The following is a 25581-nucleotide window of genomic DNA, read 5'->3' on the forward strand; positions in this document are numbered from 1 at the left end:
CGTCGCCGCTGCTGCAGCGACCCTTCCTGATTTGCCCCCCCGCACCGATTTCGAGAATTCCGGAATGATGTTCCGACCTGTTGTTTTCACGCTGTGTTTGTCGGCGTGGTGTCTTGCTTCGTGTTTGTCCAACGGCTTGGTGTTCGCTCAAGGCGATGATTTGCCATCGGTTCAGCAACGTGCCGGAGTCCAGCCGCGCAACGTCATTTTCATTTTGACCGATGACCATCGCTATGATGCGATGAGTTTCATGGGGCATCCCTTTTTGGAAACCCCGCACTTGGATTCGCTGGCATCCAACGGTGTTCATCTAAAGAATGCGTTTGTCACGACATCGCTGTGTTCGCCCAGCCGCGCGTCGATTCTGACCGGTCTGTACACCCACAAACACCGTGTGATCGACAACAACCGTGCCGTTCCCGAGGGCACCTTGTTCTTTCCGCAATACTTGCAACAAGCCGGATACAACACCGGGTTCTTCGGCAAATGGCACATGGGTGGCGGAAACGATGATCCAAGACCGGGCTTTGACCATTGGGTCAGTTTTCGCGGTCAAGGCAACTACCTGCCGCCAGGCCCCAATTACACGTTGAACGTCAACGGCGAAAGGGTCAAACAGAAAGGCTATATCACCGACGAACTGACCGATTACGCGTTGGATTGGTTAGATCAACAAAGCGACGATCAACCTTTCTTTATGTATCTGTCGCACAAGGCGGTTCACGCGAACTTTACCCCAGCCGAGCGTCACCAAGATCGATATGCCGATGCTGACCTAAGCTTTTTGCCTCGTGGCAAAGACATCACCGCCGAAAACAATTCACCACGATGGGTTCGTGATCAACGCAACAGCTGGCACGGCATCGATTTTTCGTACCACAGTGATCGTGGACTGGATTACTTGTATCGGCGTTACTGTGAATCGTTGCTGGCCGTTGACGATAGCGTCGGCCGGGTGTTGCAGCGTTTGAAAGATAAGGGCATCCATGACGAAACATTGATTGTCTACATGGGCGACAACGGTTTCATGTGGGGGGAACACGGTTTGATTGATAAACGTGTTTCCTACGAAGAATCCATTCGTGTTCCGATGATGATGCAGTGTCCCGATCTGTATGACGGCGGCAAGGTTGTCGAACAAGTCATCGGGAACATTGATGTCGGCCCGACGATCATGCATGCCGCCGGGTTGACGACCCCCGAATACATGGATGGTCGCAGTTTCTTGGAATTGCCGAATGATGCGGATCAGCCGTGGCGTGACTACTTCTTGTACGTGTATTACTGGGAAAAGAACTTTCCCCAATCACCGACGCAATTCGCGTTGCGAGGGGATCGATTCAAATACATCACGTATTACGGATTGTGGGATACCGACGAACTGTACGATTTGTCAAAGGACCCGAAGGAAACCCAGAACTTGATCCATGATCCTGAATATCAAAACGTGGTTCAGGAAATGGAAAACCAGCTGTATTCCATGCTTGGTCAGGCCGGCGGGATGGACATTCCGATGAATCAGCCCGCGGGCAGAAGCCAGAACAAGCGTTGGGACGACCGCGGCGGGAATGATGCAGCGGCGTTTCCCAAGGCGATGGTCGTGGACGAACCGATCAACCGCCAGGCGAAGTAGTTCGGCCCGCAACGCCGACGTGCTCCCATTGATATTGTCAACTTCCAGAAAGAATGAATCGATGAAGTGGATGCTGCGCGGCGTTTCGGCCGCGACGATCATGTTGTTGGTCTCCGGCGGAGATCATGCCGCTTTGCCCGCTGCGGAACCCTCCGGCAGCGCGGCCAAGGCGGCTTGGTGGCCACAGTTCCGCGGGCCGAGTGGTGACGGCGTCGCGATGCAACAGAATCCGCCCGTCGAATTCGGTGGCGAAACAACGTCGCTTTGGCGGACGGAGCTTGTCGGCAAAGGTTGGTCGTCACCAGTCGTTGCCGATGGAGTGGTTTGGATGACCACCGCGGTGGAACGTCAGCCGACCGAAGAAGAACGCTTGGAGTTGCTGCGAAAAACGGACAACGATGAAAAGAAGTTTCGCACCCTTGCGATCGCTGCTTCGATCAAATTGAAATTGTTGGCCGTCGATTTGCAGTCGGGCAGTCTGACCAAGACGATCGACCTGACCACGGTTCAGCAACCTGACGCGATTCACTCGCTGAACAGTTACGCGTCACCGACGCCCGTGATCGACGGCGGTTCCGTTTTTTGCCACTTCGGCACGTTTGGCACCTTTTGCATTGACCGTGACAGTGGCGACGTCGTGTGGTCACGAGTCTTGCCGCTGAAGCATGCGGTCGGACCCGGCAGTTCGCCAATGGTGTACGACGACAAACTGATCCTGATCCAAGACGGGATGGAGCAGCAGTATGTTGTGGCACTGGACAAAGCGACCGGCGAAACCATTTGGAAGGCCGATCGTCCGCCGATGCGGGCCAGCAATGGTGACCAGCGAAAATCCTATTGCACTCCCATCGCGATTGAAGATTCCAAGGGACGTGATCAACTGATCTGCATGGGCGCCCAATGGATGATTTCGTTGGACCCGTCCAGCGGTAAAGAAATCTGGCGCGTGGATCACGGCAGCGGGTTTTCGGTTGTGCCGCGTCCGGTGGTGCATCAGGATCTGGTGATCTTTGCCACCGGCTTTGGCAGCAAAGAATTGTGGGCGGTCGATGTGACCGGTAACGGCGACGTCAGCAACACGCACGTCCGCTGGACGGTGTCACGGGGTGTGCCGACCAAGCCGTCGCCGTTGTTGTTAGATGGGCTGCTTTACATCGTCGATGATTCCGGCGTGGCTTCCTGTTTTGCCGCCGAAGACGGCAGCGTTGTTTGGAAGAAACGGCTGGGAGGCAATTTTTCGGCTTCACCGCTGTTGGCCGGTGGCCGAATCTACTTTGCCAACCACGATGGTGACGTCTTCGTCGTCCGTCCGGGCGAAGAATTCGACTTGGTCCAAGAAAATCACTTGGGCGAACAGATCATGGCGTCGCCGGTGGCGGTGGACGATTCGCTGCTGATTCGCACCGATCAAGCGATCTATCGCTTTTGAATCTATTCGGTCGAATTTCGCTGGCCGTCGGCGGCGACGGTATGCGTAAGTCGTGCAATTCGATGGTGCGATCGATTGATGGATTTAATCGATGTCCAGCACACGTCGGTAAACATCGGCGACCCCATTGCTCATGGCCAAGTCCGAAAACTGCCGACCGTGACGTTGATAGGCGGCTTCGGACATAGCGGTCCAGTCATGGCGACCGGTGACCAATTCGGTGATCTTGTCCGCTAGGCTTTCGGCATTTCCGGCTTCGGCCAGCAAGCCTTCGACACCATCGGTGATCGCTTCGGGGGTGCCTTCGACGTGCGTCGCGATCACCGGAACCGCTGCGGCCATTGCTTCCAGTACGACCATGGGCAGCCCTTCGCCGAAAAGGCTTGGCAATAGCATGGCGTCCAATTGCGATAGCGCCGCGGGGACGTCATCGGTGAAGCCCACCCACTGGACGTTGTCGCCCAGATTCAAGCCATCGGCTTGCTGTTTGACTTGGCGTTCGTATTCCGGTGTCTCAAACGGACCGATGCACCGGAGCACGACATCGTGGCCTGACTGTCGCAACAGAGCCAACGCGTCCAACGCGACCTCCACGCCTTTTCGCGGCCGCATCAACGCGATCATGCCGATCGTCCATCGCTGTCCGACACTTGGAAAACGTTCCCGACGCGGTCGGATGCCGGGCACGCCGTTGTGGACCACGCTGATGCGATCGTCGGCGATGCCACCGGCCCGGCAATGGTCTCGCAGGCTTTCGGACACGGTGATCAGGTGATCGGCGCTACGCAAAGCGGCCTTTTCGGTCCACGCGTTGATCCGATTCAGCCAAGGTCGATCGGAATCACGCGATGCTGGGCTGTGCACGTGATACACCCAGGGACGCGACGTCAAACGCGACACGATCGCCGCCAACAACGCGGTCCGCGGTGTGTGGGCATGCAGCAATTCGTATCCGTGATCTTTGACCAGTGTCGCGATTCGACCCGTCACGGCCATGTCGAATCGGCCCGACATCGGAACGTCGAAAGCGCTGCCCCATGCCCCGCGTTTTTCATGCAGCATTTCAGAAAAGCGACCTGGTTTGACGCATGCGAAATCGGCAAAGAATCCGTGCGACGGCAGGCATCGTCCCAAGTGCGATTGGACACGTTCGGCACCGGCAAAGTGTTCGCCGTTGACCAAGTGCAAAACCTTGGTGGTCCGCATCGCCACCGGCGTTTTGGCTTTGGGCGTCGCCATGACTGCGACCGGGCCGACGGTTGCTTCGATTGATGTGGGAACCATGGGCGTAAGCATCGGGCGTGTCCTGCGAAAACGCGGGTGTACAGACGGCAGATCGGACCGCGGGCGGGTGTCGTTACTGGTTTTGTCTGACCAGGTGACTGTCTAATCTTTGCTTGCCACTTGGTAACGTGACCTGTCACCGTCACCGCCGGGCCTGTGACCGGGGATCGTCTTGTTCGACTTTGCGGATTGTGCCGGTCGATCCGAAGCCGTGGTCGCCGGCAAATTCGGCCGACCGTGTTTGGCGGGCGGTGGAACTGGATTTGGCCCGTCTACGTCATCCGGCCGGCTTGGTTTAAGCTGACGCGTCCCCGGCGATACCGTTCGGTGTTCTGATGGAGCGCCGTCGGCCAATTTTCCCCGTTCAATCCCCCTGTTTGTGACGAAGCATCCCCTTGAAAGCCAACCTTGTCTTGTTGCCCGGCGATGGCATCGGGCCGGAAATCGTGGAATCGGCCAAGAGCGTTTTGGAAGTGGTCGCCAAGCGGTTTGGCCATGAATTCCAGTACACCAGTTGTCTGATCGGTGGGATCGCCATCGATGAAACCGGCGATCCTCTGCCTCAGGACACCGTGGACGCTTGCCGGCAAAGCGATGCGATTCTGCTGGGCGCCGTTGGTGGACCCAAATGGGACGACCCCAATGCCAAGACACGCCCCGAAGCCGGGTTGTTGCGGATCCGCAAGGAACTGGGGCTGTTCGCCAACCTGCGTCCGATCAAGATGTTCGATCAATTGGCCGACGCTTCACCGCTGCGGCCCGACATCATCAAAGGAACGGACATTCTGTTCTTCCGCGAATTGACCGGCGGGATCTATTTCGGCCAGTCGGGCAGCGGAGAAGTCGATGGACACGAATCGGCCTATCAATCGATGGTCTACAGCGTTCCGGAAGTGGAGCGTATTGTTCGCTTGGCCGCCAAAGCGGCTCAGGGTCGCGACAACCGCTTGACCAGTGTCGACAAGGCCAACGTGTTGGAACCCAGCCGGCTTTGGCGTCGTACCGCCGCACGCGTGATGGCTGATGAATTTCCCGAGGTGCAGTACGACGTCGTCTTGGTCGACGCGATGGCGATGCACTTGATCAATCGTCCGGCCGATTTTGACGTCGTGGTGACCGGGAACATGTTCGGTGACATTTTGACCGACGAAGCATCGATGTTGCCGGGTTCGCTGGGCATGTTGCCCAGTGCTTCGCTGGGCGATGGTGGTCCCGGATTGTACGAACCGATCCACGGCAGCGCACCGGACATCGCCGGCAAAGGCATCGCCAATCCGCTGGCGACGATTCTGGCGTCCGCCATGTTGCTGCGTCATTCGTTGGACTTGAATGAAGAAGCCGCGGCGGTCGAATCCGCCGTTCAGGAAGTCCTGGCCGACGGATTGCGGACCGCGGATATCGCCCGCGGAGGTGATTCGGTCAGCACCGAAGTCATGGGCCAGGCGGTCACGGCCAAGTTGGCCTAACGCCGCCGACTGACCATGGGTTCGCATACGGCGGCGTGACCAGCGGGGGCGCCGCGATCTGATTCAGTTTGCGATTTTGAATTCGCCCCAGACGTCATTGGACCGCAGGGCACAGGTGGATCATGACGAATTTTGCCGCCACGGTTTCGATGCCGGCGACTCCGGTGCAACAGGCTGCCCAGTCGGCATCGCTGACCCCGACGTATTTGTTGCTGGCCTTGATTCTGGGAACGCTGGGGATCGCCAGTGTCGTCGGATGGTTCTTGTCACGCCGTGAAAAACTGGGTGTCGAAAACACCTTAATCACGCGGTTCAACTACAAGATCCGTGTGTGGTGGATGATGCTGGCGATCTTTGCGATCGGGCTGTTGCTTCACCGCATCGGGGTCGTCGTGCTGTTCTTTTTGGTGTCGTTTTGGGCATTACGAGAATTCATCACCATGACGCCGACACGTCGTGGAGATCACCGGACGTTGTTTTGGATCTTTTTCATCTTCACCCCACTGCAATACATCCTGATCGGGCTGGGCAGCGGTTATTACGACTACTACAGCATCGTCATTCCCGTTTACGCCAGCCTGTTCATTCCCGCTCGGGCCGCGATCGCGGGTGATTACAAGCGATTCCTGGAACGCAGTGCCAAGATTCAATCAGGGCTGCTGATTTGTGTTTACTCGCTAAGCCACGCACCGGCGTTGTTGGACCTGGAATTGGTGCGGACACCGATCCGCAGCGGTGCCGAAAAAATTCCGTGGGAAGGCAACAACCTGAGCGTGATGATCTTCTTCGTTCTGATCGCCCAACTGTCGTTGGTGATGGAGCGTGCCTGGAGCGTGTTTGCCGGGCGAACGGTGATCGCCGAAAAGATCAACGCGTCCAGAACTTGGGAAGGCGTCCTGGGGTCGATCGTCAGCACGGGTATCATTGCCGCCGCCCTGTCGTGGGCCACGCCGTTTTACCCATGGGAAGCCGGTGTGATGGGCGGCGTCGTCACGATCATGGCCAGCGCGGGAACGTTGACGATGAGTGCGATCAAACGCGACCGCGGGGTCAAGGACACGGGAACGCTGGTCCAGGGGCACGCGGGAGTGTTGGACCAGATCGACAACATCTGCTTTGCAGCGCCGATTTTCTTTCACGTCACGCGTTTCTTCTTCACCGCTTGATCACGACCCAAGCCGAAAACCCCTCGAACCGAATCCCGTTTCCGCGAAACGATCATGACGTTGACCCTGTTTGACACCCACGCGCACCTGAACATCGACGATTTCGCCGACAACGTTGACCAGGTGGTCGATCGCGCGAAACAGGTCGGGCTGGTCGGCATCGCCGTGATCGGCATTGATCGTCCGACCAGTGTGCGTGCGGTCGAATTGGCCGCGGCGTATCCCGATTTTTTGTACGCCGTCGTGGGAATCCAGCCGAACTCGGTGGCTTCGGCGGCCGAAGGCGATTGGCAGTTTGTCGCCGATCTAGCCGGCAGTCCCGGGGTGCGGGCGATCGGCGAAACCGGTTTGGATTGCTATTGGGACGACACGCCCATCGACGACCAAAAGGTCTATTTTGATCGGCACATGGATTTGTGCCTGCAGACGGGCTTGCCGATGGTGATTCACATGCGTGAGAGCTGTGAACTGATTTTGCAGCAGATGCAAAGCCGTTCCAAATTACCCGCCGGCGTGATGCACTCGTTCACCGGAACCATCGACCAAGCACGACAGTGTTTGGATCTTGGAATGATGATCAGCTTTGCAGGTATGGTCACGTTTAAGAAAAGCCACGACCTACGCGAAGTCGCCGCGATGGTCCCGGAGGACCGGTTGTTGGTCGAAACTGATTCGCCGTACCTCAGTCCAGAGCCGCTGCGGGGGAAACGCCCCAACGAACCGGCCCGCGTTGAACATACGCTGCGGTGTTTGGCTGATGTGCGCGGTGTTGCACCGGAGCACTTGGCGGATGCGACCACGGCGAATGCGAAGCGATTCTTTCAGCTTCGTTGATCGACCGCTTTTGTTCTTCGATTCAGACGCGGGCTGATTTCAATTTTTCTTTTGCTTCCTGCAAAAATTGCAACGCGTCCATCGGCGTCATCGCGTTGATGTCCAGTTTTTGCAAATCTTCCAGCAATGGATGATCAGCAAATCCGAACAGCGTCAATTGAAATTGCCCACCGCCTTGGTTGTCATCCGGGGCGCTGATGGTCGGACGATCAAACGCGTCTCGGTGATCCGCTTCCAACTGTGCCAGAACATCCTTGGCGCGTTCGCCAACGGCCTTGGGAACACCCGCCAAGCGGGCCACGTGAATGCCGTAACTCTTGTCCGCACCGCCACTGACGATGCGATGCAGAAACACGACTTCGTCGTTCCATTCCTTGACGGCGACGTTCAAATTGGCAACCCGCGGAAGCATTTCTTCCAGTTGGGTCAGTTCGTGATAGTGGGTTGCGAAAAGTGTCCGGCAACCGATCTGTTCGTGCAGGTATTCGGTGATTGCCCAGGCCAGCGAGAGGCCGTCATAGGTGCTGGTGCCTCGTCCGATCTCATCCAGAATGACCAGACTGCGTGACGTTGCGGTGTTCAGGATCCGCGCCGTTTCGACCATCTCCACCATGAACGTACTTTGCCCGCGATTCAGTTCATCGCTGGCACCAACGCGGGCAAAGATCCGGTCGGTCAGCCCGATTTCCGCCTTGTCGGCAGGCACGAACGAGCCGGTTTGCGCCAATAGCGTGATCAGTGCGACTTGGCGGATGTACGTGCTCTTTCCCGCCATGTTGGGGCCGGTGATCAACAGGATCATGCCCGCTTCGGGCGAATGCACACAGTCGTTGGGAACGAATTCGCCCTGAGGCATGGTGATGTCCAGCACCGGGTGACGTCCGTTTTCGATCCGCAGGATCGAATCGTCGGTCAACTGGGGACGCACCCATCCGCGATGACTGGCGATTTCGGCCAATGCCGCCAGGACGTCCAGCTGTGCCATCGCATCGGCGACTTCTTGCAGGATCGCCAAATGCTGATGGGTCGCGGTTCGAAGTTCTTGGAAGATGTGCTGTTCGCGTGCCGCGGCCTTTTCGTCGGCCGCCAACACCTTTTCTTCGTACTCTTTCAGCTCCGGTGTGATGTATCGTTCGGCGTTCTTCAGCGTTTGTTTGCGAATGAAGTCGTCCGGGACGCTGTCGCGATGTGCGTTGCTGACTTCCAGGTAATAGCCGAACACCCGGTTGTAACCGACCTTCAAATTGGTGATGCCGGTTTCGTCCATTTGACGTTGTTGATACGCGGCAATCCATTCTTTGCCGCCTTTGGCCAAATCCCGCAGCTGATCCAGTTCTTCGTCGTAGCCTTCGCGGATGAAGTTACCGTCGGCGGCCGACAGCGGGCATTCGTCGGCCAAGCCACGTTCCAGCTTCGAACGCAGTTCGGGACACAGATGCAGTGATGATTCGATCTGCACCAACTGTGCCGGTTTGCGGTCGGTCAACCGAGCTTTCAACGTCGGCAGCCCGGCCAGCGTGCGTGCGACTTGTTGCAAATCACGAGGCCCGGTTCGACCCGTCGCCAATCGGGCAAGCAGTCGTGTCAGGTCGAACGTTTGCTTCAAAGTCGCGCGGATATCGTCCCGTAAATTTTCGTTGTTGACGAATTCTTCGACCGCATCCAATCGGTGGTTGATCGGATCAATTTCGATCAGCGGACCGGCCACCCAGTCGCCCAGCATCCGCGAACCCATCGGCGTGCAGGTGCGGTCGATCACGTCCAACAACGATCCTTCGCGCGATGCGGTCCGCAGGGTTCGTGTGATCTCCAGACTACGTCGGCTGGCCGCATCAATTTGCAAGACGCGGCTTTGACGGTGCGATGTCAAAGACCGAAAGTGATCCAAACCCGACGGCTGGGTTTCTTGCAGGTAGGTCATCACCGCGCCGGCCGCGGCGATCGCCGGTGCGTCTTCGGTGGCGAATCCGAAGCCGTCCAGATTGTGCACGCCCAACTGTTTGCACAATGTTTCTTCGGCGGCGTCCTGGGCAAACGTCCATGCCGGTCGGCGTGTCCAGGACCACGGGGCGGTGGTGTCGGGGGAAAACCGTCCATCGTCTTCGCGGTACAGGACTTCGGCCGGCCCGATCCGTTCCAATTCATCTTCCAAGCGGTGTCGTGGGAACACGCCGGCTTCGAAACGTCCGCTGGAAAGTTCCGCCCATGCCAGGCCGACGATCGGATCGTCCGCGTTGTCCGCCTTGGCGGGTGGCAGGAAAACGCAGGCCAAATAATTCGCTTCGCGGGGATCCAGCAAACCGTCGTCGGTCAGCGTGCCGGCGCTGACGACGCGGGTGATTTTTCGGCGGACCAGCCCTTTGGCCTGCTTGGGGTCTTCGACCTGTTCGCACACGGCGGCTCGGTAGCCCGCACGAATCAATTTGTGCAGGTACTGGTCCAGCTGGTGGTGGGGAAAGCCCGCCATTGCCGTGGGATTGGCACTGTCCTTGTCCCGGCTGGTCAGAGTCAGCCCCAAGACCCGGGCGGCCGTTTCGGCGTCCTCCAGAAATAATTCATAGAAGTCGCCCATGCGAAACAGCAGCAGGGCATCGCCACAGGCTGTCTTCGCCTCGTGATACTGTTTCATCATTGGTGTCATGGCGGAAATCGTACCCATCGACCTTGCATCCGCCCAGTCAGGATGGATCTCGCGACGCCACGGTTTCCGCGTATCCCGTGACGATCGTCCGACTGGGGCAACTTTTGCGGGCTGGACCAGCAACCGGAGATTAAGGATGCGTCGTTTCTAAACGCCCACGGGCCACTCTCGTATGCACCGAGAGCTTTTCGATGCCTGGCAAAGTTTGACGATTGGGCGGTGAAATCCGAGGTTCGGGGCCGTGACGGGCGCCGGGGGTAGCTGGAACGATCGTCAAAACCGTCAAAGCTTTCCAATGCCGGGTTCGGTCTGTAGTGCCTGTACCACCCGCACCGATGAATCCGATTGAACGGGAGAGCGTTTTGTGCCGGTCGTGACACCGACCCAGGACCCATGAGGTCTGTCCGCGTCCGGCATGAACCCGTGATTGCTAATACGTCACCTGAACCAAAGACGGAAATACATCATGCGTCGCTCCTTCACTCGGGCATGTGCCGCGGCCCTGCTGATGGCCCAGACCGGATGGGTGGCTGCCCAGTATCCGAATCCAGTGCCGGTCAGCCAAACGGTTGGCCAGGCGGCTGCCGATGCGCCGCAGCTGAAAAAGCTTCGCGTTCCCGGATCCGCCGCGCGGCGAATCGCAACGACGATGAGTTTGCGATATCGCGACGTGCCGGGCATCTCCATCCAACCCGACCCGCAGAACAACCAGGTCGTCGTGTTGGCACCGGCTCGCGAGCATGGCCGGATCGCCAGCGAAGTCCGAAAGCTGGTGACATCCGCGGTGCAACCGGCATCGGCCCAGACCGAAGGCCCGCTGAAAGTCCAGCTGACCGCGGTGACGTGGCGCGAATTCGAAGACGCCATCGCTCAGGTGATCCCCGAAGGCACGCCGGTAACGACCAGTCGCAATGGCGAACGGGCGGCTTTCCAATTGACCAGTGCTCCCCTGACTGGAACCACAGTCCAGGTGGATCGACGGCTGAACACGGTCACCGTCATCGCGCCGCAGCCCGCCGTTCCGGGGTGGCAAGAAATGATCGATGCGATCGACGGTGGCATCCGTTCGCCCGGCGATGTGATGCAACTGGTGCGATTGCAGAACGCCGAACCGGCGCCGATCCAACGCGCGATTCGGTTGCTACGCGAAGTCGAATCGAACCAAGCCGAAGCGATGGCCGCGATCCCCGCACCGGCCGGCCGGCTGGCTCAGGTGCCGTTGCAAAACGCCATGTTCCAAGCCCCTGCCCCGCAAGACGGTGCGAGCGATGCGGGTGAACCACCCGCGAACGAAGACGAATTGGGTGCGCAGGGTGTTGCCGGTGATACGGAACTGCAGTTCATTCCCGAACTGGGAATGATCATCATCAAGGGGGCCAAGAAGGACGTCCAACGTGTCCGCGAGATCATCAGTGAGATCGAACGTCAAAGCGAACTGACGCGACCCGAGGTCGAAGTCGTTCGCTTGGAACATGCCGACGCCAATGCCGTCGAAACCTTGCTGCAACAGTTGTACGAAGACGTTTTGTCGACGCGACAGGGCGAAGTCAGCATCACGTCGCTGGACACGCCCAATGCATTGCTGTTGATCGGACGCCAGGAAGCGATCGCCAGCTTGATGGACTTGATCCAAAAGATTGATCAACCCATCAATGAGAACGATCGATTGCGGGTGTTTCGTCTGCAACACGCATCGGCCGTCGATGCAGAAGAAACGATTCGCGGCTTCTTCACCGAGCAACCCGGCAGCAGTGACGACCCGCGGCCCGGATTGGGGATTCGCGTTCGTATCAGCGCCGATTATCGCACCAACAGTTTGATCGTCAGTGCGTCGCAGCGTGACTTGGCCGAGGTGACTCGTCTGATCAACGAATTGGACGTACAGCAGATCGCGGCACAAAGCGAGATCCGCACATTCACGCTTCGCAACACGCTTGCCGAAGACTTGGCTGACACGCTGAACGAAATCATCGCGCCGGGCGAAGGTGACGAAGCGTCCCCGCCGTCGACGACGCTGTCGATCGTCAAACTGGGCAGCGAAGGCAGCGAGCAATTGGACAGTGGCGTCTTGGTGGGCGCTGTTGTCACCGCCGATACGAACACCAATACGATCATCGTCAAAGCACCGTCGACCAGCATGCCGCTGATCGGTGAACTGATCCGGCAGTTGGATCGTCCGGCCGATGTCGAGTCGCTGGTGAAGGTTTTCACGCTGGAAAACGGCGACGCGACCAACCTGACCGCCGCACTGCAATCGTTGTTCGGCGATGATGCGGCGACATCCGGCACCAGTGTCGGGGCGGGCAACTTGGCCGATTCGACGGCGTCGGAAAGCTCGCTGACGCCACTGCGGTTCAGCGCCGAAATTCGCACCAACAGCATCGTCGCCAGCGGCAGTGCAGAGGACTTGGAAGTCGTCGAGAGCATTCTGTTGCGTCTGGACAGCGAAGGTTTTGCCGAACGAATCACCGAAGTGATCTGGCTGCGTCACCAGGACGCCACCCAAATGGCCGAAGCCCTGCAACAGTACGTCAGTTCGCGAAGCCAGTCACAGAATCAATACACCCAATTCCAACAAGGCGGTCTGGGACCGTTCGACATGTTGGACCGCGACTTGATCGTCGTGCCGGAAGACCGCACCAACAGTCTGATCATCAGTGTTGCCCCGCGGTTGTATCCGGACGTCCGGCGACTGGTCGACCGACTGGATCGTCGTCCGCCGATGATCATGGTCAAAACCGTGATCGCCGAAGTTCGATTGAACGATCGATTCGAAATCGGTGGCGAACTAGGCCTGCAAGACTCGCTGTTGTTCGACCGTGACATTGCGGGCGGTGCGACCGGTGTCCCGCCGTACAGCGACAACGGATACAACTTCAACGGAACCAACCTGCCGAACATCAACAACGTGTTCCCCAACACACTGGCCTCACGCGGCGTGACCACGTTCGGTGTGGGGACGTCCAGTGCCGATGCCGGTGTGGGTGGATTCGTGCTGAATGCGGCCAGCGAATCGGTCAACATGCTGTTTCGTACGCTGCAAACCGCCGGCCGATTGCAAATCATCAGCCGTCCGCAGATCACCACGGCGGACAATACCGAAGCGTTGATCCAGGTCGGCCAGGACGTCGCACGGCCCCAAGACGTCGTCGTAACGAACAATAACACGGCGATCGGTGTCGAAGACGTCAGCGTCGGCTTGATCTTGCGAATCTTTCCGCGTGTCGGATCAGACGGCCAGATCTATATGGAAATCGATGCCGAACGATCGGCCATCAACAACACCGACCCGGGACAAGTCATCGGTAACTTCGATGGTGCACCCGTCGTCGTCCCGCCGATTGACATCACTCGAGCTCAATCGACCTTGACCGCATACAGCGGACAAACCGTGATCTTTGGTGGTCTGATCCAAAAGACCCGAGAGAACGTGACTCGTCGCGTGCCCTACCTGTCGAACATCCCGTTGCTGGGTTACATGTTCAAGTATGACGAGGAAACGGAAGCACGTAGCGAGCTGCTGCTGGTCATGACGCCGATGCTGATCAACGGCGAAGAGGATTTGGAATACATCAAGCAGACCGAATCCAGCCGCATGTCCTGGTGCTTGGCCGACGTGGTCGAAGCTCACGGTGACGTCGGGCTTAGCCATGGCTATGGACTGTGGGGACCCGCGGTTGGTCCGACGATCTATCCCGATATGACACCGACCATTGATGGTGTGATGCAGGAACAGATCATCAGCCAACAGGTGGTCAACGGAAACGCGTCCGGCGAAGCTTGTGTCCAGGAAGGTGCGGTCATCCAGTCACAACCCGTTGAATTGAACGACGGCATGATGATCCAGCCGCAACCGTATCAGCCGCCCGCTGGTGCTGAGATCCCCTTCGAATCGACGCTGCCCGCCGACGCGCCGATCATGACCGCACCGTCGGCCATGCAAGCACCGACGCAGCCGCGTGCACCCCAGCGGATTCATTCGCCTGAAAATGTCCAGCCGCCCGTCACGATGACGCCCGCGTCGCCGGTCAGTCACCGCATGCCGACATCCGGCGTTCAGCCGTCGCCGGCAATGCAGCAAAGTGGATCGGCTGGCCAAAGCGGCAACGTGGGCGGATTCCAACTGCCATCAAGCGGCGGTGCCGCGGCAAACCCTGAACCCGTCGTGGCACCGATCCCGACTGAGGCGATGCGTCAGGCATCTTGGAATTCGCAGTCCAGTTGGTCATCGCCAGCCCCGGCCAGCACCACGCCGCAGGCAACCCAAAGCGGCAAAGTGATCCGTCTGGGACAGGGGGCCACCGAAGTTTCCGCCAACGCGGGTGACACGACTGGGCAGGAACCGGCCAAGCCCAAGCGTCGCTTCCCCAAGGTCTCGCCTTTGTCTTGGCTGCGATAGTCGACGAATCAATCGAAAGGAAGGATCCGAACGATGAAAAAGAAATCACGCCCAATCGTCGCCGTCGCACTGTTGGTCGGCGGATGCACCACCATGACCGGTTGTGCATCATTGACGGCCAAACAAGACACGGGGCGTCCGACGACGGCCAACGCATCGAAGACCGATGAAACGCTGTGGGAAAAATTGCCGCTGATCGGAAAGAAAGACGACCAGCCCAAACCGTATCCCAATCCGGTGCAAGTCGCCGCGACGTGGACGCCCGATACGCTGATGCAAACCGGACGGGTCCCGACTCGTGGTTTCGGCGGACGGATTTTCTTCTTCGATGAAAAATCGCACGCCGTTCCGGTCGAAGGGACCTTGGTCGTGCACGCGTTCAACGAAGACGCGACTGATCCGAAGGAACAAGTGAAGCGGTACGAATTCACGCCGGAGCAATTCACAAAGCACTACAGCCAATCTGATCTGGGCGCGTCGTACAGCGTTTGGATTCCGTTCGATGCCGTCGGCGGCGAACAGCGTAAAATTTCGCTGGTCGCATCCTTCGTGACTGAAAGTGGCAAGCCGATTCAGTCCAGTCCGGCCAAGGTGGTGCTGCCCGGTCAAGTTGAAAAAACGCAAGAGACGTTGGCACAACGTTTTGCACCGGAGTACAAGGACTGGCAGGCGGCCAACGCCGGTGGGACCACGCGAGCCTCGGGATTAACGACGACGACAATCCAGCGTCGCCGCTCGGTGCCGGGGTCGACCAGGATTGGTGGCGCCACCGAAAGCCGATCCATGTTGGCGTCCAGCGATGCGACGCCCGCGAGTGATGTTTCGATGCGTCGACGGCCGATGACCCAGTCGGTCGATGTGATGCCGGCCAGTGCGACGATGCCCGCCAGTGCGACGATGCCATCTAATCAAACGCAGCGTTGATTGCCGCAGGGATCAAACATCCACGGCGCGCTCGAAACGTTGGATCGATGTGGCTTTCCCATCGGAATCCGTCTCGATCACCGCGCCGCATAGACGGACGTCGCGGGTGGCGACATAGAAATGGGTCGGTTGGAACGTTCGCGTGGTTTCCATCACGCGACGGATGTCCCGTCCGATGATGCTGTCGTACGGCCCAGTCATTCCGACGTCACATTGGAACGCCGTTCCGCCGGGCAGAACGGCTGCGTCGGCGGTCGGCACGTGCGTGTGGGTGCCCAATACAGCGGTGACACGACCGTCCAGATAACGTCCCAGCGTTTGTTTATCGCTGGTCGCTTCGGCGTGGACGTCGACCAGAATGCAGTCGACCTTGGATTCGATTTCGCCCAGCACACGATCAATCGCATCGAAAGGGCAATCGACCGGACGCATATAGACGCGTCCCAGCAGCGACACGACGCCAAGCTTTCCGGCCGGTGTGTCGACGATGCAGTGCGTGTGACCCGCGGCGGTCGACGGGTAATTCGCCGGTTTGACGATCCGGTCGCTGGACTGCAACGTGTCCATGATCTCTTTGCGACGATAGATGTGATCGCCCATCGTCATCGCATCGACGCCGGCGTCGCACAGACGCTGGAACTGACGTGGCGTCAAACCGGAACCATCGGATGCATTTTCAGCGTTCGCGACGATGGCATCTAAACCCAGTTCTTTCTTCAGCGGTGCCGCGTGCTGCAGCACCGCGGTGTAGCCAGGTTTTCCAACGATGTCACCGAGGAACAGAAAACGCATTACCAGCGGAGCCCAAACCGTTCGCCACCGGTGTCACGGTTATTGCCGCCTTTCAGCGGACCGTCATGGCGTGACTTGACGGCCATTTCGCGTGGCGGTTCGATCTCTTCTTCGGTCGGTTTGGTTTTCGCGGTGTCAGCGGCCGAGGTTTGGGCCGCTTTGATCGACAATGCGATTTTTTGGGTATCGCGATCGAACGACAGCACTTTGACTTCGACTTCGTCGCCTTCGGAAACGAAAGCACTGATTTTCGAAACGCGATGATGAGCCAATTCGCTGATGTGCACCAAGCCTTCGATGCCGGCGGCCAAACGGACGAAGCAGCCAAAGTTGGCGATCCGGGTCACCGTGCCTTTGTGAACCGTGCCCGCGGCGAAGGTGGCTTCGGCGGTGTCCCAAGGGTTTTCCAGCAGGTCGCGATAGGAAAGACTGATCTTTCCAGTCGCCTTGTCGACCTTTTCCAGTTTGACCTGAACCTCTTGGCCTTCTTCCAACACTTCGCTGGGGTGTTTGACGCGATCCCAGCTGAGCTTGCTGATGTGGATCAGCCCGTCCAGTCCGCCCAGATCGACGAAGGCGCCGAAGTCTTTGATGCTGCGGACCGTGCCCTTCAATTCATCGCCGACTTCCAGCTTTTCCAACTGCTCCTTGCGTTTTTCTTCTCGCTCACGCTCCAAAATCGCGCGACGCGAAAGCACCAGGTTACCGCGTCGCTCGTTGGCTTCGGTCACGAGACAGATCATGCGTTGGTCGACGAATTCCGATAGGTCTTCGACGCGATACTCGGTGACTTGGCTGATCGGGATGAAGCCACGGACGCCGCCGACCTTGCATTCCAAACCGCCGGCGTTGTGTCCCGTGATCGTGGCTTCGACGACGGATCCTTCTTCCATGTCCGCCCAGTCACTGACGTCGACCGCCTGGCCGGGCAAGGTCAGGACGTACAAGCCGTCTTCGCCGTTGAAACCGCGAACCATCACTTCGACGGAGCTGCCGATTTCCGGCTCTTGTTCGAACTGTTCGAAGGGCACGACGCCTTCATCCGGGCCGCCCATGCCGATGAAGACGCTGTCGTCATGGATTTTCAGGACGCGGCCTTGTAACCGCGAACCTTCGGCCAGCGGTTCTTTGCGGTCCGGCATGCCGGCACCGCCACCCAGAATCGAATCGATGTCCGAATCGGCCAGTTGCATGTCCAATTCGGCCTGCAGGTCGTCGGACAACGGTTGCCGCAAACTCGGGACGGCGACCTTGCCTTGCTTGGGCGGCGCCTTGGCGGCGGCCGGAGTGGTCACGCCGCTGGGAACGACTTTGGGAGCGTTGTCGGTCGAACCTCGTTCGCCGGCCAAGCGAGGACGCGGGGCTTTTTTGCCGCCCGGCTTTTTCTTCTTGGCGGGCTTGTTCGATGGGGCGGCCCCGGCGTCGGTCGTCGCGACCGGCGACGCGGGTTTGGCCAGCCCCAGCCCACGTGCGGCAAGCGGACCGCTGCCTCGTGCCACCGGTTTGGCATCGTCACCGGCCGACGAATCGGATTCCGCAGCCGGGGCGGCCGACGGCGTGTCCACCGGCGCCGGATCCGGTGTCACCGTGTTTTCCGACGCGTTTTCCGGATTCGGGACAGCGTCGTCCGGGCGAGGTGTGGGGGCGGTTGCGTTGGCGGGATCTTGCGGGCTGGCGCTGTCCGACGCAGGGGACCCGGTTTCGGGCGTCTGTTCGCCGTTGGTCATCGGTGGTGGTGCCGTGATCGGTTAGTAAATTAGGCGGCCACAACGTCAATCGCTGGGCATCGCCGTTGATGCTAAGGGCGAACAGTCTAACAACCCGATTCTCGATCAGATAGAGTCAACTCCAGCCATGCCCCAACTGCGGATCATCGGACCAGGCCACTCGACCGACAGCGACTTTGAAAGCCAGTTAAGACAAGCTTTGGATGGCGAACTGGTCGATCGAATCGTCGCCGCCGCCGTGCCACCGCTGGATGACAGCGGCCGGGATGCCCCATTGGATGACTTCCTGACCAGAACGCCCGCGAAACAGTGGTGCCAGGCGTCCGCCGCGGCCAACCGGGATCCCATCGCCAGCACGCTGTGGTTGTTGGCAGGCGATCTGGACCGCAGCCACAGCATCAGTCAACGTCTGCACACGCCCACCGGCAGCTACCTGCATGGCGTGATGCACCGCCGCGAAGGCGATTATGGCAACGCCAAGTATTGGTTCCGCGGTGCCGGACAGCATCCAGTCGAAATCGCCCTGCAATCGGAATTCCCCGACTGGTATCCGTCGGCCGACGGATTCGTCGATCGGTGTCAGAAATCCGTCCGTTCATCGCAACCGGAAAATCCTGACCTGACAGAGGTTCAGTGGGTGGAATGGTGTCAACTGCTGTGGGGGATGATAGCGACGTCGAAACCCTGAAATCTGTGTTTTTGCCGCCTTTTTCAGGACGCAAAACGAAACATGTTCGATAATAAAGACAGGAGCAGTTGCTCATAATGAGCATGTGTGGGGCACGCGAAATACGAGTGCTGCTCCGGTGAGCGGCCCGGGTTTTTTTTCAGCCGTCCGATGGGTGAGCATCGGCAGGTTGGGGCACAAAACCCGGGCCGTTTTTTTATGCGCCGGCGGAACATCCGGCCTCATCTTGTCCGCCCATCCAATCTGCCGATCCGCCGGTTTTGCGACATCCATGTCGCCGGGACGCAACGTCCGTGATGCCGGCAGGCAACATCGCTTTTGCCGCTGGGCGTTGCCGAAGCAGTCCACGCGGATCATTCGCAATGCGGTGGACGTGCGTTGGAGCCCGCAATTTCCGGGCATTTCAATTCTTCGCAGGACGCCCATGGCGATCTGTGGCAACGCGGTCGCGGGCGGTCGGCACATCGTCTGCTTTTGCATCGTGTCGCAGGCACGTCAGCGCGGGGAAAGACGTGTCGACATCACTGCGCCCTTTTCGATCGGTCCACCTCCGAACGACTTCGGCGTCCGACCATTTGCCCCGTCTGCCAAGACCGCCCATGCACTGTCTACAGTTGGCCAATCTGGCTTCGCTGCTGGCCCAACGAGGTCACGCCATCGCTTACCGCGAAGACGCGATCTGTCCCCGCGCTTTGACTGATTACTGGGTGGCCTGTCGATCGCGTTCAGATTTGTGGCATCAAGCGATGGCACGGAATCGCCAGACGCATCAGGCCGGCGATTGGGTCGCCCTGCGGCGTTGGTGGGATGATCACCTGGTGGTTTTACAGGAGATTCTGGTCAGCGAAATGTTGTCCCGTGTGGTCGCATGCTTGGCCGCCGCCTCGGATCAACAGTTTCGATCGGCACCGATTTGCTCAAAAACTTGGTCCGATGAAGACGCGATCGATGGCCCCCTGCCCGACGCGGACGACTGGGCGATCGATCCTTGGGGCGAAATCGTTGTCGGTGGCGATTCGGTTTCGGGATACAGCATGTCCCACGACAAGGATCGCGATGCGTCTTCGTCTGGCGACGCTTCGACAACTTCATCCAAAGATTCGACGGCGGCTGGTTCGGGTAAACAAGATCTGAGTCCCATCACCGATGCCATTCAGTCCAGCCACTTGGATGCTCGAAATCGCGTCCAGTTTTTGATGCTGCACAATCGCGGTTGTCGCGTGACCGACGCGGTTCGCTTGAATCGATTACGAATGACAGTGGAACGCTGGACCGATGCATTGTTGGGACGCATGCCGGTTCGATTGTCGACGGCGATGAAGTATGGCTTCGACAAAGAACTGATTCGCAGCTATGCCGATGAAACTGCCGAACTGGGGCCGACGATCGGATACAGCGCCGCTGCCGCACTGTTGAATGCGTCGATGATGAACACGCTTTCGCGTCATGTCGATCGAACCCCCGCGCTACCCCAAGCCAACCGGCGGGTCGCACAATCGGTGATCAAGATGCTGCGTCCCAACTTGTTCGATGATTGGGGTGAACTGAAATCACTTCGTCAGCATCGCATCGAATGCGATCATCGACACAGTGAACTGGACGGCAAGACGCCGACAGCGTGGCACATGGACGGCGACGATTCCGGTGATCGTGGAGATGCCGGGGCGAAGGATTCGCTGCAGCGATGGTACCTGGCGTGACGCGTCTTGGTCGGACGACTGGTTCGGTGAAGGTGATTCGGATCGACCCGTTGTTCCAGTCATTCAGCTCGCGATTCTGAACCGCGTTCAAAACTTGCGGATCGACGTCCAAGGTTTCCATATCGGTGGTAATCGTGCGAAATGGATTGTTCGTTCAAGTACCGCAGACATTCGATGCGCCCGTGATCGACAACCGGTTCATCAATCACGGTAATGAACCTTTTGCCGCATGCACGCCGGATGGACTCGCCGGCGACCGATACGGTGCGAAGTCGGCTGACGCACCCGGATTCGATCCGTTGCACCAATTGTGCCATCGTTTCTTCGATCGGATCGATCAGGCTGGGTAACCAATCCGCGCTGCTCTCCAACCAATCGCGGGCGACTTGGTCCATTTCAGGTGCAAGAGAAAGCGTGATCGGTGTTCCCACGCAAACGGCAGCCGAGATCGCCACCACAGCGTCCGCCAAGTCATCACCCGACTCGACGCGAACCGTCATCCCGTCGACCGGACGATAACGCCGCACATTGTCCTGTCCGACCAATTGAAAGGTGTCGTGTTCCTTCGCAAAGTCGGTTTGATGAGCCAGCGATTGTGACGCAACGGCACGCCGGAATCGGAAGCGTTGGTCACTGCCAAAAATAGATTCGGACGATTCGTTGTCTTTCATCCACTGGCACAATGGCCCCAAAGACTGGTGCGGCGTGTCGGTTTCTTGTCCGGCGGGTTCCCAATCGTTGGTGTGGCTGATGCGAGAAAACGCCAATACATAGTTCGGTCCGCCCGCTTTGATTCCCGGACCATAGGCAGAAAGACCCACACCGCCGAACGGTTGTCGCAAAACAATGGCACCCGTTGTCGGGCGGTTGATGTACAGGTTGCCTGCGGGGATGGACTCACGCCAAAGTCGGATCTCGCGATCGTCCAAACTCTCCAATCCGCTGGTCAGCCCATAGCCCGTGTTGCGAACCATTTCGATCGCTTCTTCCAGACGACCAAAACGCATCACGCCCAAAACGGGACCGAACAGTTCGGTGGTGTGAGTGAAGCTTCCCGGCTGGACGTTCCACTTCACCCCCGGTCGGTACAGCGTCGGGTGACCGTCGACGCGTTCGGACATGACCAGCCAAGTTTCATCGGATTCCAATTCCTGTAGGCCACGCCGAAGCTTTTCCGTCGGCGGATCGACCAAAGGAGTCACGCGGGTGTGCAAATCCCATGCGGATCCCACCGGCAGGCTGCGAACCGCGTCCGCCAAGGTTTCGCGAAACACTGGATCGTCGAAGACTTCGTTTTCCAATAACAGCAGCGAAGTCGCACTGCATTTTTGACCGCTGTGTCCGAAAGCCGAGTGCAATACGTGTTTGATTGCCAAGTCACGGTCCGCCATTGCCGTGACAATCGTCACGTTTTTGCCACCGGTTTCGGCCAGCAGGTGCAGGTCCGGACGAACGTCCAGCATTCGCATCGCGGTTGACGTTCCGCCGGTCAGCACCACCGTGTCGACTGTCGGATTCTTGACCAAGCATTCTTCGGCGACGTCATCGTCACAGATGATCAATTGCAACGCTTCCTTGGGCACGCCCGCGTCCCAAAAGGCTTGGCACAGCAACCATGCGGGCAGCAACGTTTGCGTCGAAGGTTTCAACACGACGGGGTTACCTGCCGAGATTGCCGCCGAGATCCCGCCGCACGCAATCGCCAGCGGAAAGTTCCATGGTGTGATCACCGAAACCACGCCACGAGGACGACATTCGATGCCGGGGCATTCGTCCCATGCCTTCATCGTCAGTGGATAGAACTCCAGAAAATCCACCGCCTCGCTGACTTCGGGGTCTGCTTCGGCGACGGTCTTTCCGGCACCTGCCACCATGCTGCCGATCAAATCGCCGCGTCGAGTACGGATAAGTTGAGCGACCTTGCGAAGCACCGCATGACGTTCGTCGACGGATCGGTCGGCGGCCCACGTTGATTTCGATGCGATGTTCACCGCCATCATCACCGTGGCGATATCGGCCTTTCGATAGCGACAGGTGACCACGCCGGGACGGGACACATCGTCGTTGGTGAACCACTGATGTGCGTCCGCCCTATCATCGTTTGAAGTTTCCGCCACCGAATGACCGGCAATCACTGATGTCACGCGTATCGCGTTGTCGTCGCACTTTGTTTGCCATTGATCCAGTGTTTCCTGGGCCCAACGCCCGTGGTGCGGCAGCGACCAATCGGTGTCGGGTTCGTTGACGAATTGCGTCCAGTGTTTTGCCGCCGGCGGCGGTGTCGGTGGCAGACAGCGATTTTGTGTTCGGCGTGGCTGTACCGAAACTCTTGGGCTGTCGATCAGGGCGGCTTCGAATCGATCTGCCAAACGCTTGAAATCAGGTGTGTTGGGTTGCAAACGATAGGCGTGCCGCAGGAAGTTTTCCGCACCCGTGTTTTCATCCAACCGGCGAATCAGATACGTGATGGCGTGCAAAAAGTCTTTCTTGCGACATGCCGGTGCGTACAACAACATCGATGCGTCACGCTCGGTCAGGGCGCGTCGCTGATGATTGGCCATGCCTTCCAGCATTTCAAACTGGACGGCATCGGCGGCACCGAAACGCTGAGTCCAAATCATTGCCAACGCCACATCGAATAAGTTGTGTGACGCGACGCCGACCCGAACGTGTCCGGCCGACGCTGCGGTGATCAATTCCCACAACATCCGCTTGTAATTGGCGTCCGTGTCGTGCTTGTTGGTGTACGGTGCAAGCGGCCAACCGCTAACCGACGCATGGACGCGTTCCATTTCCAGGTTGGCGCCTTTGACCAAGCGGATCGTAAGGGGAACACCGCCCCACTTCACGCGATCGGCCGACCACTGGATCAGATCGCACATCACCAAATAGGAATCAGGGACATAGGCCTGCAGTGCGATGCCTGCCTTCACCGATTCCAAGTCGTCGCGCTGCAGCGTCGTGCGCAACACTTCGGCGGTTAAGTGCAAATCGCTGTACTCCTCCATGTCCAAATAGACGAATTTGGCTTGCCGATCCCCATTGCCGTCGTCGTGGTTGGCGTTGCGATACAAACGTTCCAAGCGATTGGACACCGCACGGATCGTGTGATCGAAAGCCAGCGGAGAAACCTGGCTGTACAGCGTCGTTAGCTTGACGGAAATGCACTGTACCGCGGGCATTCGCAACAGATCGCAAAACGCTTGCATTCGCCGTCGCGTTTCGTCTTCACCCAACAACGCCTCACCCAACAAGTTGACATTCATGGCCACACCATGGCTCTGACGCGATTCCAGATGGGAAGCTAATAAGTCAGGTTCGGCTGGCAATATCACGTTCGCCGTTTCGCGACGCATCTTTTCCTTGACCAGCGGCACCGCCACGCCGGGCAAGTATTCGCCGAAGGCTTGGAAACCTTTCAGCATCGCTTGTTCGACCGGGTTGAAAAAACGAGGGATGCCTTGCAGATCCAACAGGTGAGTCATCTGGTCCGCCACCCGCGCCGACGTGTGCGTGCGGAACGCTTGGTCGGTCATTTCCACCAGCGTGGCTTTGTCTCCTTCGTGGCCGATCATGCGATCCAGTTCGGATTGCTGGCGTCGTTCTTGCGGCGTTTGAAGACGTCGAGATTCGGTCAGCAAATCGGCTGCCAGTTCGATGGCTTCGGCCGCATCACGCCGGGCATCCAATGCGGGATATGCTGACGGCGATTTGGGTTCATGCGTAGGCAAGACATGATCCTTGGATTGGTGTCGAACGAGATACCGGGCGGACCCATTGCTTGACCGCAGTGCTAGGGTGTGTCGATCGCCCGTCGAAGTGGATCAATCAATACGATCCGCGTGGGAGATCCGGTGGTGGTTCCGCCCTGTTTCATTGTAGGCGTGCTTCGCTTTTGCTCGGTTACTTTTCCCGTGACCAGCCAGGGCCAAGCTGAACAATTTCCCAGTGGACGCGATACGCCGGCGCGGCGTCCGTCCTTTTCACGCCATGCGTCAACGACGATAACGTGTGCTGGCCGATCGGCCCGTTGCAGGTGCAGCTTTCGCTACCACCGGCGGTCCAATGGCCATCTGGACTGACACCGTTTCTGCGTCGCCAACCCTCGTGACATTGCCGTGACCGACGATTCCCCCCGACCTGAAACTCCTGAACATGCACAGGCCGGTGCGGTGACAGGCGATGAAGAGGAAAAGGCTGGGTGTTTTCCGGCGATCCTTGCCGCCACGCTGATCATGGGCATGGTGTTCTGCATCGGTTGCGGCTTGTCGGCGTGGGTGATTTTCGGCAAGCGTACCGAGATGGCCATCGTGACGATGGAGAAGAACTTTGTGCCGATGGTCCAACAAAGTCGTTTGGAATCGGATGACAAAGCCGCGGTCCTGGAACAATTCGAAGACTTCATCCGTGACATGAAAGCGGACAATGTCGAAAATTGGCAGGCCAGCGGCGTGCTGCAGCGTTTGGTCAATTTGCCGATCGTCGAATGGGGGGATTTGCAGGCGGTCGAAGCCTACGCTCAAACGCGGGATCCCGAACTGGCCGACGAGGCACGGTTGCAGCTTTCTCGCCTTCGCCGGGCGATCGAATTGCAGGAAGCCGTTCGGATCGATGTGACCGATGCGCTGAAACCAGTGATGCGTCCCAGTGACGATCCTTTGATGGTGCAGGTGTTGATCGATCCGCTGAATGACGACGCGGTCAAGGAGACGGTTTTGCGAGCGAAGCTGTTGGCCGATCGTGCAGGAATACCCGACAAACCGTTTGAAGACGTACAGATTGGGCGGATTGTGCGGCGACAAATCGAAGCGGGAATGCTGAAGGGCACGTATTGAAGCCGCGTTTGGTTCCCCGGGGACTCGGCAAGGCTCTACAGTGACGGCGGTTCGGGCGAATCC

Annotated in this window: 15 protein-coding genes; 10 read left to right on the top strand and 5 right to left on the bottom strand. The window is 58.6% G+C overall.

Annotation, left to right across the window (positions count from 1 at the left end; all coding sequences use genetic code 11):
• The first annotated feature begins 67 nt into the window (after window positions 1-67).
• Window positions 68-1633: a sulfatase family protein gene (locus HFP54_RS03815; RefSeq protein WP_168564207.1), complete on the top strand. Its 1566-nt coding sequence runs from the start codon at window positions 68-70 to the stop codon at window positions 1631-1633.
• Between the two features lie 61 nt (window positions 1634-1694).
• Window positions 1695-3062, top strand: coding sequence for a BamB-related PQQ repeat family beta-propellar protein (locus tag HFP54_RS03820; RefSeq protein WP_168564084.1), 1368 nt, complete (start codon window positions 1695-1697; stop codon window positions 3060-3062).
• Between the two features lie 84 nt (window positions 3063-3146).
• Here HFP54_RS03820 and HFP54_RS03825 read toward each other — a convergent pair whose 3' ends face one another.
• Window positions 3147-4358 (bottom strand): glycosyltransferase, encoded by a 1212-nt coding sequence (locus HFP54_RS03825; RefSeq protein WP_168564085.1) that lies wholly within the window; start codon window positions 4356-4358, stop codon window positions 3147-3149.
• A 383-nt stretch (window positions 4359-4741) separates the two neighbouring features.
• Here HFP54_RS03825 and leuB point away from each other — a divergent pair, with 383 nt between their 5' ends.
• The 3 genes from leuB (at window position 4742) to HFP54_RS03840 (ending at window position 7812) form a co-directional block, all read left to right on the top strand.
• Complete coding sequence (leuB, locus tag HFP54_RS03830) at window positions 4742-5812, top strand: 3-isopropylmalate dehydrogenase (RefSeq protein WP_168564086.1); 1071 nt, start codon at window positions 4742-4744, stop codon at window positions 5810-5812.
• Window positions 5813-5934: 122 nt separating this feature from the next.
• Entirely contained in the window at window positions 5935-6978 is a 1044-nt protein-coding gene (locus HFP54_RS03835) for a phosphatidate cytidylyltransferase (protein ID WP_197136502.1), read from the top strand.
• A gap of 54 nt (window positions 6979-7032) precedes the next feature.
• Window positions 7033-7812, top strand: a complete 780-nt coding sequence (locus tag HFP54_RS03840; RefSeq protein WP_168564087.1) for a TatD family hydrolase — start codon at window positions 7033-7035, stop codon at window positions 7810-7812.
• 22 nt (window positions 7813-7834) lie between these two features.
• Here HFP54_RS03840 and mutS read toward each other — a convergent pair whose 3' ends face one another.
• Window positions 7835-10453 (bottom strand): DNA mismatch repair protein MutS, encoded by a 2619-nt coding sequence (gene mutS, locus HFP54_RS03845; RefSeq protein ID WP_168564208.1) that lies wholly within the window; start codon window positions 10451-10453, stop codon window positions 7835-7837.
• Window positions 10454-10919: 466 nt separating this feature from the next.
• On the opposite strand from mutS, the gene HFP54_RS03850 reads away from it, so the two are divergent.
• Window positions 10920-14852: a secretin N-terminal domain-containing protein gene (locus HFP54_RS03850; RefSeq protein WP_168564088.1), complete on the top strand. Its 3933-nt coding sequence runs from the start codon at window positions 10920-10922 to the stop codon at window positions 14850-14852.
• 33 nt (window positions 14853-14885) lie between these two features.
• Window positions 14886-15776: a hypothetical protein gene (locus HFP54_RS03855; RefSeq protein ID WP_168564089.1), complete on the top strand. Its 891-nt coding sequence runs from the start codon at window positions 14886-14888 to the stop codon at window positions 15774-15776.
• Window positions 15777-15788: 12 nt separating this feature from the next.
• Here HFP54_RS03855 and HFP54_RS03860 read toward each other — a convergent pair whose 3' ends face one another.
• Together HFP54_RS03860 and HFP54_RS03865 are read right to left on the bottom strand one after the other, a co-directional pair.
• Entirely contained in the window at window positions 15789-16568 is a 780-nt protein-coding gene (locus HFP54_RS03860) for a TIGR00282 family metallophosphoesterase (protein ID WP_168564090.1), read from the bottom strand.
• Entirely contained in the window at window positions 16568-18295 is a 1728-nt protein-coding gene (locus HFP54_RS03865) for a S1 RNA-binding domain-containing protein (protein WP_168564091.1), read from the bottom strand. Before HFP54_RS03865 ends, HFP54_RS03860 begins: the two co-directional genes overlap by 1 nt.
• 127 nt (window positions 18296-18422) lie before the next feature.
• Here HFP54_RS03865 and HFP54_RS03870 point away from each other — a divergent pair, with 127 nt between their 5' ends.
• On the top strand, window positions 18423-18983 hold the full coding sequence (locus tag HFP54_RS03870) for a hypothetical protein (RefSeq protein WP_146412701.1): 561 nt from the start codon (window positions 18423-18425) through the stop codon (window positions 18981-18983).
• Between the two features lie 599 nt (window positions 18984-19582).
• A complete protein-coding gene (locus HFP54_RS03875) occupies window positions 19583-20683 on the top strand; it encodes a hypothetical protein (RefSeq protein ID WP_168564092.1) in 1101 nt (366 codons plus the stop codon).
• A 59-nt stretch (window positions 20684-20742) separates the two neighbouring features.
• Here the strand turns inward: HFP54_RS03875 and HFP54_RS03880 are convergent, their stop codons facing one another.
• Window positions 20743-24414: a bifunctional proline dehydrogenase/L-glutamate gamma-semialdehyde dehydrogenase gene (locus tag HFP54_RS03880; protein ID WP_168564093.1), complete on the bottom strand. Its 3672-nt coding sequence runs from the start codon at window positions 24412-24414 to the stop codon at window positions 20743-20745.
• 387 nt (window positions 24415-24801) lie between these two features.
• On the opposite strand from HFP54_RS03880, the gene HFP54_RS03885 reads away from it, so the two are divergent.
• Window positions 24802-25518, top strand: a complete 717-nt coding sequence (locus HFP54_RS03885; protein WP_146412705.1) for a hypothetical protein — start codon at window positions 24802-24804, stop codon at window positions 25516-25518.
• Window positions 25519-25581 lie beyond the last annotated feature (63 nt).

Origin of the sequence: Crateriforma spongiae (assembly GCF_012290005.1) — a bacterium.
Lineage (GTDB): Bacteria > Planctomycetota > Planctomycetia > Pirellulales > Pirellulaceae > Crateriforma > Crateriforma spongiae.